General features: G+C 38.8%; 14 protein-coding genes and 1 other annotated feature. Of the genes, 10 read left to right on the forward strand and 4 right to left on the reverse strand.

Annotation, left to right across the window (positions count from 1 at the left end; translation table 11 throughout):
- Nucleotides 1-403 precede the first annotated feature (403 nt).
- A complete protein-coding gene (locus EUBHAL_RS04710; RefSeq protein ID WP_005345557.1) occupies nt 404-1,423 on the reverse strand; it encodes a bile acid:sodium symporter family protein in 1,020 nt (339 codons plus the stop codon).
- A 90-nt stretch (nt 1,424-1,513) separates the two neighbouring features.
- Nucleotides 1,514-1,770 (reverse strand) — a binding site (T-box leader).
- 418 nt (nt 1,771-2,188) lie between these two features.
- Between EUBHAL_RS04710 and EUBHAL_RS04715 the strand changes: the two genes are divergently transcribed.
- Nucleotides 2,189-2,401: a hypothetical protein gene (locus EUBHAL_RS04715; RefSeq protein ID WP_242648741.1), complete on the forward strand. Its 213-nt coding sequence runs from the start codon at nt 2,189-2,191 to the stop codon at nt 2,399-2,401.
- Between the two features lie 321 nt (nt 2,402-2,722).
- Nucleotides 2,723-2,815, forward strand: a complete 93-nt coding sequence (locus EUBHAL_RS17185; RefSeq protein ID WP_353963095.1) for a DUF6783 domain-containing protein — start codon at nt 2,723-2,725, stop codon at nt 2,813-2,815.
- Between the two features lie 289 nt (nt 2,816-3,104).
- On the opposite strand, the gene EUBHAL_RS04720 is transcribed toward EUBHAL_RS17185, so the two are convergent.
- The gene (locus EUBHAL_RS04720) at nt 3,105-4,115 is read right to left on the reverse strand and encodes a LacI family DNA-binding transcriptional regulator (RefSeq protein ID WP_005345567.1); all 1,011 of its coding nucleotides are present in this window, start codon (nt 4,113-4,115) and stop codon (nt 3,105-3,107) included.
- Nucleotides 4,116-4,461: 346 nt separating this feature from the next.
- On the opposite strand from EUBHAL_RS04720, the gene EUBHAL_RS04725 reads away from it, so the two are divergent.
- Nucleotides 4,462-5,736, forward strand: a complete 1,275-nt coding sequence (locus EUBHAL_RS04725; protein WP_005345569.1) for a galactokinase — start codon at nt 4,462-4,464, stop codon at nt 5,734-5,736.
- 23 nt (nt 5,737-5,759) lie between these two features.
- Complete coding sequence (gene galT / locus EUBHAL_RS04730) at nt 5,760-7,256, forward strand: UDP-glucose--hexose-1-phosphate uridylyltransferase (protein WP_005345575.1); 1,497 nt, start codon at nt 5,760-5,762, stop codon at nt 7,254-7,256.
- A 254-nt stretch (nt 7,257-7,510) separates the two neighbouring features.
- Here galT and pduB read toward each other — a convergent pair whose 3' ends face one another.
- Together pduB and EUBHAL_RS04740 are read right to left on the reverse strand one after the other, a co-directional pair.
- Complete coding sequence (gene pduB / locus EUBHAL_RS04735) at nt 7,511-8,230, reverse strand: propanediol utilization microcompartment protein PduB (protein ID WP_167534388.1); 720 nt, start codon at nt 8,228-8,230, stop codon at nt 7,511-7,513.
- Between the two features lie 217 nt (nt 8,231-8,447).
- Entirely contained in the window at nt 8,448-9,119 is a 672-nt protein-coding gene (locus EUBHAL_RS04740; RefSeq protein WP_005345579.1) for a GTP pyrophosphokinase, read from the reverse strand.
- Nucleotides 9,120-9,932: 813 nt separating this feature from the next.
- Here EUBHAL_RS04740 and EUBHAL_RS04745 point away from each other — a divergent pair.
- The 6 genes from EUBHAL_RS04745 to EUBHAL_RS04770 all read left to right on the forward strand — a co-directional run bounded on the left by EUBHAL_RS04745 (nt 9,933) and on the right by EUBHAL_RS04770 (nt 16,273).
- Nucleotides 9,933-10,814 carry a substrate-binding domain-containing protein gene (locus EUBHAL_RS04745; RefSeq protein ID WP_005345582.1) on the forward strand — a complete coding sequence of 294 codons (882 nt, stop codon included), beginning with the start codon at nt 9,933-9,935 and terminating at the stop codon, nt 10,812-10,814.
- 14 nt (nt 10,815-10,828) lie between these two features.
- On the forward strand, nt 10,829-11,683 hold the full coding sequence (gene pstC, locus EUBHAL_RS04750; RefSeq protein WP_005345586.1) for a phosphate ABC transporter permease subunit PstC: 855 nt from the start codon (nt 10,829-10,831) through the stop codon (nt 11,681-11,683).
- A 74-nt stretch (nt 11,684-11,757) separates the two neighbouring features.
- Entirely contained in the window at nt 11,758-12,615 is an 858-nt protein-coding gene (pstA, locus tag EUBHAL_RS04755) for a phosphate ABC transporter permease PstA (protein ID WP_044922043.1), read from the forward strand.
- A 72-nt stretch (nt 12,616-12,687) separates the two neighbouring features.
- Nucleotides 12,688-13,428 carry a phosphate ABC transporter ATP-binding protein PstB gene (pstB, locus tag EUBHAL_RS04760; RefSeq protein ID WP_005345590.1) on the forward strand — a complete coding sequence of 247 codons (741 nt, stop codon included), beginning with the start codon at nt 12,688-12,690 and terminating at the stop codon, nt 13,426-13,428.
- A gap of 1 nt (nt 13,429) precedes the next feature.
- Nucleotides 13,430-14,074 (forward strand): phosphate signaling complex protein PhoU, encoded by a 645-nt coding sequence (phoU, locus tag EUBHAL_RS04765; protein ID WP_005345595.1) that lies wholly within the window; start codon nt 13,430-13,432, stop codon nt 14,072-14,074.
- 399 nt (nt 14,075-14,473) lie between these two features.
- Nucleotides 14,474-16,273 carry a Na/Pi cotransporter family protein gene (locus EUBHAL_RS04770; protein ID WP_005345598.1) on the forward strand — a complete coding sequence of 600 codons (1,800 nt, stop codon included), beginning with the start codon at nt 14,474-14,476 and terminating at the stop codon, nt 16,271-16,273.
- The last annotated feature ends 2 nt before the right edge of the window (nt 16,274-16,275 follow it).

Raw genomic sequence — 16,275 nt, forward strand, 5'->3', positions numbered from 1 at the left:
GAAAATATAGTGAATCCATAACAGTATATTAAAAAAAATAGTATTTAAATTCGATTTTTTAAAGTTTTTATAGCGGATGTTTACTCATACAGCAACAAATCGGTGAAAAAATTTGAGAAAGTGAATCAGAGTAATATTTTTTTATACTATGTTACAGAGAAGCTAATTTTTTTGCAAATTCATAATATTCTGGAGAATTCCCAAATCTCTAACGTGAATTCTGATTTTGTGCCAGCATCCACAGTCAGCCCGCAAAGAGAGCCTATCCCCTATATTTGTGGCCTCGGAGCAAGGTTTGGATACGAGCGTGTGTAAGCGAGTATTCAAACCGCCGCGACTAAAGTCACAAATATAGGGGATAGGCTCTCTTTGCGGGCGTCTGTTTCGCTCTACAAATCAGAATTTATTTCGCTGTGGCAGTCTTCTTATGTGTAGCTTTCATTTTATCATACTGGGCAAATAATCCTGCCAGTAATGTTCCTGAAATAGAATGCCATACACAGGAAACAGCACAGATGATAGCAGACTCTGGTGTAGAAGCAAACTGTGCAGTTGTTGTTGCAAGGTTTGTTGCAAGACCGGCATTCTGCATACCAACTTCAATAGAAATGGTTCTTTTCTTTGCTGTATTCATACCTGTAAGGCGGCCTGCACAGTATCCAAGGAAGTATCCAAGACCGTTATGAAGAAGAACAGCAATGAAGATTACGGCGCCGGACTGGAAGAATTTTGAACCCTGAGAGGAGATAACCCCACCAACAACACAGGCAAGTCCGAGAACGGCAACACCCGGCATAACTTTCTGAAGTTCTTTAAATGTCTTATTCTTTCCTAATGCATAATTTAATACAAAACCGATAGCTACTGGTACGATAACGGTTTCAATGATAGAAACAAACATTGGAAGACCGTGGATAGTGATTTTAGCTCCGCTCGCCAGAAGAGAAACCATAAGTGGTGTCATAACTGGGGAGAGGATAGTAGATACTGTAGTCATTCCAACGGAAAATGCAACATCACCACCGCAGAGGTAGGACATGATGTTAGAGGACACACCACCTGGGCAGCAGCCTACAAGAATCAGTCCAAGAGCGATACCTGTTGGAAGATGAAGCAGTTTTGTAATGAAAAATGCTAAAAATGGCATGATTAAATACTGAGCAATAGCACCGATGCAGATATCAAATGGTCTTTGTGCAAGGATCTTGAAATCCTCTGTTGTAAGAGTAAGTCCCATGCTGAACATGATGACACCGATAATGATAGACTGGCTAGTGAATTTATTTGCCACTGGGTCAGTGAATAACTGGAAATTTACCCATCCCATCAGTGATGGAAGGAAAAATGTGATTACTGCGATAGCGATTACAACGATTGATGTGTAATCAGATAAAAATTTGCTGAACTTTTGTAATTGTTTCATACTTGTGTTACCTCCTGATGATCCTCACCGCTTTTCTTTTATTCGTTGTACTTTTTAAGAAAACAAAAAGTCCCTTCTCAGAAAAAACTGAAAAGGGACGAAAAAATCCGCGTTACCACCCAAATTCTGTAATAAAATTACAGCTCTTAACGTACTGTCATACGCTTTCCTTTTAACGGAGGATTCCGGCGAGACCTACTGATTAGAAAAAATAAAAAATGTCAGATAATGTTCAGTCTGCATCTTAGAGAGGATATCTGTTATTGAAAATGCACCTGCTCACACCAACCGCAGGCTCTCTGAACCATTCTGTTCAAAAACAGCGTTGTTCTCTTCAACGAATTTCGGTGAAGTTATGTATTTGACGAACTTCATTATAGTCCGATTTCTAAAAAAGTCAAGAAGAAAATTGTCCTAATTTTCGTACATTGTCAAAATGTTGATTCAAGACATATTTTGAAGGAGGGATAGAGTGTGCTTGAAAAAACTTGCCATAACATTTTATAAATGGTATAATAAAGCAGAAAATTTGCAGGTTTTGATAACTGGGCCTGCAAAAAATAAGAATGGACATTTATGAAAAAATTTACGGAAATTCACGGTAATTCAATGATGAGATTTTGAAGATATCGAAGGCATGAAGAGTATTCTGGATATCGAATTCATGGTAATTCAATCGTGGGAGTCTTTACGAAAAAAGATAGGAAAGAAGGAATTTTAATGTTTAATTTTTTAAATTCAGAAAGCCTCTGGATAGGAACAGATATGAAAAAATTTAATGAAATCCGCACACAATTAGAGAAGGAAGGAATCCCGTATAAATATAAAACAAAAGACCATTTATCACAGACGATGTACCCGGCAGAAGGAACATTAAGAAGCCGAACAGGAAGTTTTGGAAATAAACCAGACCAGATGATAGAATATGAAATCCTCGTACATAAAAAAGACTACGAAAAGGTGAGAGGAAAATTCTGATTTGCGCAGCAAAGGAGACGCTTCCCAAGAAAGCCAATACCCTATATTTGTGACTTTAGTCGCTGCAGATTGAATGTTCGCTTAACCGCTCGCATCCAACCTTTGCTCCGAGGCCACAAATATAGGGTATCGGCTTTCTTTGGAAGCTGTTTGTTGGCTGCCCATGCAAACTCAGAATTTATTTTGAGAAAGATTTGAGGGAGGCTTCAGACAGTTGTGGCCTTTTGAAAAATTGAAATACTGGAGGACTGACACTTATCTTATCATTTTAAATTATTTGATATTATAACTATCTTTGGAAGATTTCCGGGTTTTATTCATTTGCCTTATAACTTTTTTGCTTTTTTTAGCATTTTTACCGCAAATTGGAGCGTGCGGATTGTAGGAATGGTTTTTCAAACACGCTCTAGTTAATAGAAAAAAGTAGTAACCATAAATAACTATACGATTATGGCACTGCTTCAAGTGTCAATCCTATAAAATTTTATTTCCCGGAACTTCTACATCTCCTGTCCTCTTCCCCAAATCCCTCCAACTGGTTTTCTGGGCTGTCAACGCACAGAACTCCTGAAGCGAAATAAAGCATATTTGTGGCCTCGGAGCAAGGTTTGGATGAGAGCGCTTTAAGCGAACATTCAAACCGCCGCGACTAAAGTCACAAATATGCTTTATTTCGCTTCAGGAGTTCGTCTGCTTTGCAGTCTCACAAATCAGAACTTGCTCCGCAAGTATCCCGGATTGTAATTTCACAGGGAAGAGTCATCCTCACCGGCATATTGTAGGAAAGCTTCGTATTACTTTCTGCCAGAAGCTGAATATAATGCGCCGCAAACTGTCCCATAAAATCAGCCGGAGCATGTACCGTTGTCAGTGGCGGATTAGAAAACTTTGCCACGTTAATATCGTCAAATCCCATAACAGAAATATCCTCCGGAATGCGGTAGCCTTTCTGGTAAAGGGCGCGCATCGCCCCAATAGCGATAGGGTCGCTGGCTGCAAAAACGGCACTTGGAAGTGTTCCTGCTTCGATAAGTTCCATCATCATCTGATAACCGGCATCTGCAGAAAACTCTGTTTCTTTTAAGTAAGGTTCATAAGAAATCTGGTGTTCCTTACAATAGCGGATAAAGGTATCTTTCCTCTGTTCAAAATAAACCGTATCATCATTTAAATATTCTTTTCCACCAAGATAAGCAATGGAGGTATGTCCAAGACTGGTAAGGTAGTTGAGGGCATCTACAACTGCCTGTTCAAAATCAAGCGAAATCGTGTTACAGTTGATTTTTGAAGTCTGCATATCAACGAAAATGACGTTAGGAGTGATAGATTCAAATAGTTGAATCTGTTTATCGTTAAACTTGCCAATACAGATTAGTCCCTGCACGCCCCGAAGGGTGTTCATGTAATCAGGGTCACTCTGAAAGGCGCGGCGGATTTCGAGATTCTCTGTCATACAATACCGCTCGATTCCACTTCGAATCGCCTGATAATAAGGGTCTTCTAATTCCTGAAATAAAGTAACCCACTGAAAAATCCCGATAACCGTTTTGGAAGAGGGGGAAGATTTTTTTTTATAATTTAATTCGCGGGCGATTTCCTGTACCCGTTCTCTCGTTTGTGGAGTGACACTTAATGTCTCATCCTGATTAAGAATACGAGATACTGTGGCAGAAGATACACCAGCTCTTTTTGCAATATCTTTAAGTGTTGCCATAATAAGACTGACTCCTTTATTACTTTTGTAATTTTACAATATATTTGTAATATTTTTGATTGCAATTCATCGCATGTAAAGTATTTTAACACATTCTGGAATACTTTTTCTTCTGAATAATCATAGTATACCAAATTTTACAGAATAGTTGAAGAAAAAATTACTAAAAATAAAGTAAAATGTTTAGTAAAAATTTACCCTTGCATAATTTACTAAAATAATTTACTATATAAGCAACACGAAAACAACCACTAAAATATCAGATGGTAAGCGTGATAGCAAAGTATAGTGATAGTAAGAAACAGGAATGAAAACAGGACGGCTTTAAGAAAAGGAGTAGGAAAAGATGAAGACAACAGAATTAAAAAAAGGGTTTCAGGACGGGAAGTACGAGGAGTTATTAAGAGATATTTACATTGATGAATCTGTTTTAGACTACCAGAAAGAACGTTATATCAAAGCAATCGAGAGCTTTGAGGAATTATTTGGGGAAAAAGAAGTAGAGATTTACAGTGCACCGGGAAGAAGTGAGATTGGTGGTAACCATACGGATCATCAGTTAGGAAGAGTTCTTGCTGCATCGATTAACTTAGATGCAATTGCCATTGTAGCGAAAAAAGAGAATGGTGTTGTTTTAAAATCAGAAGGCTATCCAATGATCAATGTTTCTTTAGCAGACCTTCTTCCAAAGAAAGAAGAAGAGGGAACTTCCGAAGGACTCATTCGTGGTGTTGCTGCAAAGTTAAAAGAAGAAGGTTATGAAATCGGCGGTTTTGAAGCATACGTTACAAGCGATGTATTAAACGGAGCGGGAATGTCATCTTCTGCAGCATTTGAAGTGTTAACAGGGAACATTTTATCAGGACTTTATAATGAGGGAAAGGTTTCTCCAGTGCTTATCGCACAGGCAGGACAGTATGCGGAGAACGTATTCTTTGGAAAACCTTGTGGGCTGATGGACCAGATGGCATCTTCTGTCGGTAACCTTATTTTTATTGATTTTGCAGACGTGAAGAATCCTGTAATCAAAAAAGTAAATGTGAATTTTGAGGACTTCGACCACAGTTTATGTATCATTGATACAAAGGGCTCTCATGCGGATTTGACAGATGAGTATGCAGCAATTCCAGAAGAGATGAAAAAGGTAGCTGCTTATTTTGGTAAAGAAGTATTACATCAGATTGATAAAAATGAATTTTATATTCATATCCCAGAAATCAGAAAAGTAGCAGGTGATAGAGCAGTCCTTCGTGCAATGCATTGGTTTGAAGAGACAGACCGTGTTATTGACCAGGTAAATGCATTGGAAAAAGAAGATTTTGAAGGATTTAAGAGCCTGATTAAAGCATCTGGCGATTCTTCTTTCAAATATCTTCAGAATGTATATTCTGTAAAGAATCTTTCCAGACAGGAGATGGCAGTAGGCCTCGCATTTAGTGATGTAATCCTGAAAGGAAGAGGAGTGAGCCGTGTGCATGGGGGTGGATTTGCTGGAACAATTCAGGCATTTGTCCCAAATGACATTGTAGACATTTACAAGAAAAACATGGAAGATATTTTTGGACAGGATGCCTGCCACGTATTAAAAATTAGAAAATATGGTGGAATGAAGGTATTATAGGATAATATTAGGAGGACAGAAAAATGGGACTGACAAAGAATATCAAGAAGCTTGTCCATTATGGTATCGGAGCGAAGCTGATTCAGCCAGAAGACGAGATTTTCATGATTAACCAGTATCTTGATTTATTCGGTTTGGATGAATATGATAATCCGGATATTTTCGGAGAAAAAATGGTGCTTGCGGATATTTTAAATGAATTGACAGATATTGCATTTGAAAAGGGAATCATTCAGAGTGATGATATTGTCACAAGGGATTTGTTTGATACAAAGCTGATGGGAATTATGACTCCAAGACCAGGTACAGTAAAAAAGATTTTTGATGCCTATTATGAAAAAAATCCGAAATATGCAACAGATTATTTTTATGAACTTAGCCAGAACAGCAATTACATAAGAAAAGATCGTATCCAGAAAGATATGAAATGGACAGTGGACAGTCCCTATGGCGTTATTGATATCACGATTAATTTGTCAAAACCAGAGAAAGACCCGAAGGCAATCGCAGCAGCCAAGAATGCAAAGCAGAGTGCATATCCAAAGTGCCAGCTTTGCATAGAAAATGAAGGTTATGCGGGAAGAATGAATCATCCGGCAAGACAGAATCACCGTATTATCCCGATAACCATTCACGGAAGCCGTTGGGGATTTCAGTACTCTCCATATGTTTATTATAATGAGCATTGTATTGTCTTAAATGGACAGCATACTCCGATGAAAATAGACAGGGATACCTTTGCCAAATTATTTGACTTTATCCGTCAGTTCCCACATTATTTTGTCGGTTCCAATGCGGATTTACCAATCGTAGGAGGTTCTATCCTCACACATGACCATTTTCAGGGGGGACATTATACCTTTGCAATGGAACGGGCCGAAATGGAAAAAGAATTTAAAGTGCCCGGCTATGAAGATGTAACCGCAGGAATCGTACACTGGCCATTATCTGTTATACGAATCCGTCATAAAGACCCGGAACGCCTGATAGACCTTGCTGACCATATTCTTAAAAAATGGCGCAACTACACTGATCCAGATGCATTTATCTTTGAGCAGACAAACGGAGAACCACATAATACAATCACACCAATCGCAAGAAGAAGAGGGGAAGAATACGAACTCGACCTCACATTAAGAAATAACATCACCACAGAAGAAAGACCACTCGGAGTCTATCATCCAAGACCAGAATATCATCACATCAAGAAGGAAAATATCGGTCTTATCGAGGTTATGGGACTTGCCGTACTTCCTTCACGCCTTAAAAAAGAGATGGAAAGCCTCGCTGACTGCCTTGTAAGTGGAAAAGACGTTTCCTCTGTCGGAGGACTGGAAAAACATGCTGACTGGGTAAAAGACTTCCTTCCAAAATACGCGGAAATCACACAGGAAAATGTGTGGGATATCCTCAAAGAAGAAATTGGGGAAGTGTTTGTAAAAGTACTCGAAGATGCGGGAGTGTACAAATGTACTGAAGAAGGAAGAAAAGCCTTTGAACGCTTCATCAATACTTTATAAATTGTGATTTGCCGCAGGCAAAGAGACGTTCTCAGAGAATAAAATAACCTATATTTGTGACTTTAGTCGCAGCGGTTTGAATACTCGCTTATACACGCTCGTATCCAAACCTTGCTCCAAGGCCACAAATATAGGTTATTTTATTCTCTGAGAGCTGTCTTTGGCTGCCCATGCAAATTCAGAATTTATTTTGAGAAAGATTTGAGGGAGGCTTCAGACAATTGTGACCTTACGGGGAGTTGGTCTGTTTCGCTCTACAAATCAGGATTTTGTGTAAAATGCAGAATAGAAGCCGGTTTTTGCCCAAATATCTCAATAAGTGCGCTGGCCTTTTCATAAGCAATATCAACAGCCTTTTTCACAGCACCATAATCTCCGCTCACTCCAATGATTACTTCGTTAGTATGAGACAGATTAATGGAAGGTGTTCCGTACCACACGATATCGACTGGCGAAGACTTTACAGCAGTGTCTGCAGCAACGATAGCAATTCCGGCGGGACCGGCACAGATGAAACCGAAAGCTTTGCCAAGTGGTGCATCAAAAATCTGGTGAAGTACTGGGCCGGCATTGGCAGTTACATGCATTTCCATGTGACCAACTTCATTGATGTAAATTCGTTCCGCTTTTTCATCAATTAGTGTAAGAGCAACTTCTACGGCACGTCGGGCATCGCTCACATAATAAGCTCCAAGTACGATTAAGTTCCCGTGACCAGAGTAGCCTTCCGTATCTCTTGGCAATTCAAAGATAAGAAGTTCTACATTACAGGCTTTTGCAGCTTCATCTACAGAAAATGCCTGTGCGGCAGCCCCGGTTCTTGAAGTAAGAATTCCCAGGGAAGAATATTGCTCTGGAATCTTTAAAAGAGTCCGCACTTCTGGGTCAATATTAGGGATAACCATGCCAATGGTGTGCCCTGCGGCCGTTCCGATAAATTCATTTGTTGTGGGGGTAAATTCTGCGTGACTCATAAAATAAGTGCCTTTCTCCATAGTAATAAAATGATAACGTTCTGTAATAAGTGAGGTTCAAAAAAACCCACATTCTGTAAATATTGTATCGCAGAATATGGGAGAGATAAATGGAAACCTTTGCACTGAAAGGATATCTTTTTATAATGATTTTTTATAGCACTGCAGATATCTTTTCTCTTTTACTCTCTTACAGAAAGTATTTTTCAAGCACGCTTTAAATTTTTTCAATCTCTTTTCGCAACTTCAGCATTTTTTTATCAATCTTTGCAATGTCAATTGCACATTCCTTTAATTCTTTTCGAATTCGTTCAGCACCTTTTTTCTCATTTTTATAGCAAAGCTGATATTCAAGAATCGCCCAGTAGTTCATGGCGGCAGAACGAACCTGAATCTCAATATAGTTAATGTCATATGCGGTATTTGCTGGTCTTAAAATAAGATGAATACTGCGGTAACCGCTGGCTTTTGGTTTGTTAATATAATTTTTTTCTTTTACAAGCTCATAACCGGGAAGATTTTTAATTGCTCCAGCCACACGGTATACATCATCCTGAAAAGAGCAGATTACACGAATACCGGCAAGATCACGCAGAGTCGCTACAGCTTTATCAAGAGAAACCTCTCTGTTCTTGCGGTGTAATTTTTCCACAATACTTTCCGGGCTTTTAATCCGGCTTGTCGTATATTCAATAATATTTCGATGATAAGTGCCGGAAAGCGAGCGTCCAAGCCTTTTAATCTGCGGCATCATCTCATCAATAAGCAGTTGGCATTGTTCCTCTATATGATGCTGCTTCATAGCCTCTTCCATAGCAGCTACTTCTTTTTGCAACTTCGTCCCCGTAGACCCCATCTGTTTTACTGGTTTAACCTTCTTCTTTTTCACTTACGTTCATTCCCTCTTTCTTCTTAAAAAAATATGGCAGATATTCCAAAATAATTTGCAGAAATGTTTCTTAGCTCTTTTTATGTATATAGTATTTTTATAATGTAAATGCAAATTATGTAGAATTCATACTAAATGTGCTATTCACACATACAGTTTTAGTATACGCCACCTGCCGACATTTCTCTAGCAGATATTTGAGAAAACGGTGTAAAATAGGAGTAAAAAAACAAGAGAGTACATAACAGATGCACAAAATGCATTAAAACGAATTAATGAGATTCGATATGAGGCCTGTGAAGAAGGCGTGTGGAAAATGGACAGCTATGGCAATCCTACTACGGAAAAATTAACTGTATCTGATTATAACCTCATTAAATTTAATTTCCCTTTATAACTTCCATTTAAATACAAAATATCTATTCACAATAATTTCAGAGCAAGCAGAAAACTTCTGCCCTCTCCCCCAAATCCCCACAACCACTATTTAATTCAAACAAAATCCAGCCAAAGACAGCCCGAGAAGAGAGAAGATATCCTATATTTGTGGCCTCGGAGCAAGGTTTAGATGCGAGCGCTTTAAGCGAGCATTTAAACCGCCGCGACTAAAGCCACAAATATAGGGTATCTTCTCTCTTCTTGGGCGTCTGTCTAATGAATTAAATAGTAATCACACTTTTTACTTTCATTTTACAAAACTTTGGTTTTGAACTTTACATTTGCCCAGTATTCTTTAGAGGAAGCTTGAGGAAAGCAAGCTTAAGAAAGAAGAAAAAGAAAAGAAAAAGAAAGTAAGAAAGAAGGATTACAATCATGAAGAAATTTATCAGCTTCGCATTAATTGCAGCTATGGCAGTAACAACTCTTGTAGGCTGTGGAAACAAAGGAGCAAAAGCAGATGGCGGAAGTTCCGATGCAGCAATCACTGTAATGTCAAGAGAAGACGGTTCCGGAACAAGAGGAGCTTTCATCGAACTGTTTGGTATCGAAGAAGAAGAAAACGGAGAAAAAGTAGATAAGACAACAGACGAGGCAAGTATCACAAACAGTACTTCCGTAATGATGTCTTCCGTAGCAAATGATGCCAATGCAATCGGTTACATTTCCCTCGGTTCTTTAAATGATACAGTAAAAGCTGTAAAGATTGATGGTGCAGAAGCTTCTGTAGATAATGTAAAGAATGGCAGCTACAAAGTAGTAAGACCTTTTAACATTGTATTAGGAAAGAAAACAAGTGATGCAGCAAATGACTTCGTAAATTACATCATGAGTGCAGACGGACAGAAGATTATTGAAGATAACGGATATATTCCAGTTGACGAAGGTGCAGCAGCTTACCAGGCAAGCAATGCAAAAGGTAAAGTAGTTGTTGGTGGTTCTTCCTCCGTATCTCCTGTAATGGAAAAATTAGTAGAAGCTTATAGTAAGGCAAATACAAATATACAGGTAGACGTTCAGACAACAGATAGTACAACAGGTGTTTCTTCTACAGTAGAAGGTTCTTATGACATTGGTATGGCATCCAGAGACTTAAAAGATGATGAGACAGCTCAGGGTGTAGAGGGTAAGACAATTGCCAAAGATGGTATCGCAGTTATCGTAAATAATGAAAGCTCTGTAGATGAATTATCCACAGATCAGGTAAAATCAATCTTCACTGGTGAAACAACATCATGGAGTGATATCACAAAATAAAGGAGTGGGCAGACATGGCAAAATCTAAAGAAAAAATCATGGAAATCGTTTTCCTCCTCGCTGCCTGTGTCTCCATTCTCGCTGTAGCATTAATATGTGTATTCCTTTTCGCAAACGGAATACCGGCGATGAAGAAAATCGGCTTTGCCGATTTTCTTCTTGGTACTACATGGAAACCGGGAAATGATATTTATGGTATTTTCCCGATGATTCTTGGAAGTATCTATGTTACAGTAGGAGCCATTATCATTGGTGTTCCGATTGGATTACTTACCGCTGTTTTTCTGGCATGGTATTGCCCGGAAAAAATATATAAGGTTGTAAAACCGGCAGTAGAGCTTTTAGCAGGTATTCCATCTGTAGTATATGGTTTCTTTGGTATGGTAATGATCGTGCCAGCAATCCGTTACAACTTTGGTGGAACAGGAAGCAGTATTTTAGCAGCTTCGATTCTTTTAGGGATTATGATTCTCCCAACAATTATCGGTGTATCTGAGAGTGCGATTCGTGCCGTACCAGGAAGTTATTATGAAGGTTCTCTGGCACTTGGCGCAACACATGAGAGAAGTGTTTTCAGAGCTGTTTTACCAGCAGCAAAGTCTGGTATCTTTGCAGGAATTATTCTTGGTGTAGGCCGTGCGATCGGTGAAACAATGGCGGTTATCATGGTAGCTGGTAATCAGGCGAGAGTACCAAAAGGTATTTTAAAAGGGGTTCGTACACTGACGGCAAATATCGTAATGGAGATGGGATATGCAGAAGGTCTTCACAGAGAAGCGTTAATTGCAACCGGTGTTGTGTTATTCGTGTTTATCCTTATTATCAACCTTGCATTTTCTATTATAAAAATGCGTTCAGAAAAAGAGTAGATAGGAGATGAGTAAATAAAATGGAAAATATTCAGCAGGCAGCAAAACCAAGCGCTATGATGAACGAAGCTCCTATGAACCATCTGACATTAAGTGACAGATTAAAGTCATATAAAAGGACACCAGGTTCTTTTCTTGTTATGTTGCTCGTCGTTTTATCCGCAGTCGCAACAATCGCAGCACTTGTATTTTTAATTTTGTATATTTTAGTAAATGGTATCCCGTATATTAATGCAGATTTATTTTCCTGGACATATACTTCAGAAAACTGTTCGGTAATCCCGGCAGCGATCAATACCGTAATTATGGCAGGAATATCCCTGTTACTGGCTGTTCCTGTTGGAATCGGCTCCGCGATCTATCTTGTAGAGTATGCAAAAAAAGGTAACAAATTAGTAAAGGTTATCCGTGTAACAGCAGAAACGTTAACAGGTATTCCCTCTATCGTATATGGATTATTCGGTATGTTATTTTTCGTAACTGCATTAAAATGGAAGTTCTCCATTCTTGCAGGTGCATTTACTTTAGCAATTATGATTCTTCCAGTTATTTTAAGAACAACAGAAGAAGCATTATTATCCGTACCGGATTCTTACCGTGAAGGTAGTTTTGGACTTGGTGCAGGGAAACTTAGAACTATCTTTAAAATCGTTCTTCCGGCAGCCGTACCAGGAATCCTTTCTGGTGTTATTCTTGCAACAGGAAGAATCGTGGGAGAGACAGCAGCATTAATTTACACAGCAGGTACCGTAGCAAAGATTCCAAACAGTGCATTTTCATCAGGAAGAACATTAGCAGTACACATGTACTTACTTGCAAATGAGGGACTTCATGTAAATCAGGCTTACGCAACGGCAGTAATCTTACTGATACTTGTTATCGGAATCAATGCATTATCTTCCTTTATTGCAAAGAAAATTTCTAAAGCATAATAAAAAAGGCAAAACACAAAACGATATTTATGATATTTTTCAGAAAGGCAGGACAATATCTTGGCAAATAAAATGATGATTGATGACCTGAATCTGTATTACGGGCAGTTTCATGCATTAAAAGATATCTCTTTAAATATACAGGAAAAAGAGATTACCGCATTCATCGGACCATCTGGCTGTGGTAAATCTACTTTATTAAAATCTTTAAACCGTATGAATGACTTAGTAGAGGGATGTAAGATTACCGGTCAGGTAACATTGGACGGAACAGACATTTACAGAGATTTAGATGTCAATCTTTTAAGAAAAAGAGTTGGTATGGTATTCCAGAAACCGAATCCATTCCCAATGAGCATTTATGATAACGTAGCTTACGGGCCAAGAACACACGGAATCCGAAGCAAAGCAAAACTTGACCAGATTGTAGAAGAAGCATTAAGGGGAGCTGCTATCTGGGATGAGTTAAAAGACCGTTTGAAAAAGAGTGCGTTAGGTTTATCTGGCGGACAGCAGCAGAGACTTTGTATCGCAAGAGCATTAGCCGTAAAACCAGAAGTATTATTGATGGATGAACCAACATCCGCACTTGATCCGATATCCACCATTAAAATCGAAGAGCTGGCACAGGAATTAAAGAAAGATTACACAATTGTAATGGTAACTCATAACATGCAGCAGGCAACACGAATTTCCGACAAAACTGTTTTCTTCCTGTTAGGGGAAATTATTGAGGCAGGAAAGACAGACGAATTATTTTCTATGCCAAAGGACAAACGTACAGAGGATTACATCACAGGGAGGTTTGGTTGATATGCGTATTCGTTTTGATGAACAGCTGAAACAGCTTAACAAAGAAATGATCAACATGGGAACAATGATCGAGAAATCCATTGGAGATGCTGTAAAAGCATTAATGAAACAGGATGTAGAACTTGCCCAAAAGGTAATGGCAGGTGATGAAGAAATCGATCGTACAGAAAGAAAAATTGAAGATTTATGCTTACGTCTTTTATTACAGCAGCAGCCAGTAGCAAGAGATCTTCGAAATATTTCTGCAGCACTTAAGATGGTAACAGACATGGAGAGAATCGGAGATCATGCAACAGATATTTCCGAACTGGCGATTGTTCTTTCAGAGAAAACATACGTTAAAAAGTTAGACCACATCGAAGAGATGGCAAGGGAGACAATGGTCATGCTTATCCAGAGCCTGGAGGCTTATGTAGAAAAAGATTTGGATAAGGCACAGAAAGTCATTGCACACGATGATGTGATTGATGATCTTTTCGAGGAAGTAAAACAGGAATTGATTGAACTTATCAGAAATCATGCTGATGAAGGGGAACAGGCAGTAGACCTTCTGATGGTTACAAAATATTTTGAAAGAATCGGGGACCATGCGACAAATATCGCAGAATGGGTTATCTTTTCCATTACAGGACAGATTGCGGGCTAAGGAAAAGATTAGCATAAATAAATATGAAAAAGCAACGATACGAAAACAGATTTCGTGACATGGAGTCATCGTTGCTCTTTTTTTTGTATATTTAGAAATATTTGATAGTGCATGTCGAAAAAAGAAATAATTTTACATAAACTTTACATAGTACTCTCTTCGGATTTTACATAGGTATGTTAACGTAAAAACTAGATATTAGAAAGGTAAATTTTATTTTGCTAACGTAAAAATGAGGTGTGAAAAAAGTAAAATCTCTTTCTAGTATGAAACTGACCCGCGAATCCGATAGGTGGTTCGTGGTTATACTATAGCAATTCTGTAAAATAATACAAAAGAATTGTGCGGCAAAAATGAGAATTGCTCTACATATGTAAAATATAAAATGGAGGAGAGAGTATGGATATTTTTGGTATTTTATCAATGATAGGAGGATTGGCGTTATTCCTTTATGGTATGGAGGCGATGGGCGCAGGGCTTTCGAAGCTGTCCGGCGGCCGTATGGAACGTCTTCTTGAAAAACTGACTTCAAAACGAATTATGGCGGTATTATTAGGAGCTGGTGTTACGGCAGTAATCCAGTCTTCCTCTGCAACAACAGTAATGGTTGTTGGTTTTGTAAACTCAGGGATTATGAAGCTGAATCAGGCTGTCGGCATTATTATGGGTGCGAATATTGGTACAACCATCACATCCTGGCTGTTAAGTCTTACCGGGATTCAGGGAAGCAGCTTTATATTAAAAATGTTAAAGCCATCTTCATTTTCCCCTATTCTTGCTATAGTAGGCATAATATTTATTATGTTTACAAAAGATGAGAAAAAGAAAGATATTGGTGGTATTTTTCTGGGATTTGCGATTCTGATGTACGGAATGGAAGCGATGAGTGGTGCGGTAGCGCCTCTTGCAGATAATGAGAAGTTTACAGGAATTCTCACGATGTTTTCTAACCCAATTCTTGGATTGTTAGCAGGTACGATTCTTACCGCAGTAATTCAGAGTTCCTCTGCATCTGTCGGTATTTTACAGGCACTTTGTGCGACTGGAGCGGTTAATTTCAGTACAGCATTACCGATCATTATGGGACAGAACATCGGTACTTGTGTAACAGCAATCATTTCCAGTATCGGAACAAGCAAAAATGCAAAAAGAGCAGCAGCAGTACACCTTTTCTTCAATATTAGTGGTACGGTTATTTTCATGGTCGTATTCTATACATTGAATACGTTTGTTCATTTTTCATTTTTAAATACAGCAGCAAGTCCGGCAGGCATCGCTGTTATCCACAGTTTGTTTAATATTGGCGCAACGATCCTGTTATTCCCATTTGCAAATCTTCTTGAGAAAATGGCAATTCTTGCAATTCCAGATAAAGGATCTGAAGTAGAAGAGATGGAAGAAGAGAAAATCAATCCAGATCTTGCAAGATTAGACGAGCGTTTCTTAGACAAGCCAGGTTTTGCGATGGAAGAATGTCGTGGCGTAGCCATCAATATGGCAAGAAAGTCCAAAAAGGCAATGAATCTTGCGATTGATCTGTTAAAAGAATACGATGAAAAAACATCTGCGAGAGTAGAGAAGTTAGAAAATCAGATTGACCAGTATGAAGATGCCCTCGGTACTTATCTTGTTAAACTGAGTGAACGAGACCTCTCTGTAAAGGACAGTCGTATTTTATCGGTACTTCTTCATTGTATCGGTGACTTTGAGCGTATTTCTGATCATGCGGTAAACATTCGTGATGCCGCTGTGGAAATGAACAAAAAGAATCTGCAGTTCTCAGACAAGGCAAAGCAGGAACTTCTTGTATTTTCCAATGCGATTCGTGACATTATCGACAGGGCGGTACTTGCCTTTGAGACAGGAGATACTGGCCTTGCCAAAGAAGTAGAACCGTTAGAGCAGGTTGTAGATGCACTGAACAAAGAGGAAAAGCAGAGACATATTAACCGTCTTAGAACAGGAACGTGTACCATCGAACTTGGATTTGTTCTTTCAGACATTTCCACAAACTTTGAGCGTGCCGCAGACCACTGTTCCAACATCGCAGTATGTCTGTTACAAGTTGATGAGGGAGGGTTTGACACCCATGAATATCTTGATATACTAAAAGAAGAAAACAGTGAAGAATTTCGACATGAATATATGGAGCTTAGTGAGAAATACACTTTGCCGGAGAGTAAACATGGAGGAAAATAATT

Origin of the sequence: Anaerobutyricum hallii DSM 3353, from assembly GCF_000173975.1 — a bacterium.
Taxonomy (GTDB): Bacteria; Bacillota; Clostridia; order Lachnospirales; family Lachnospiraceae; genus Anaerobutyricum; species Anaerobutyricum hallii.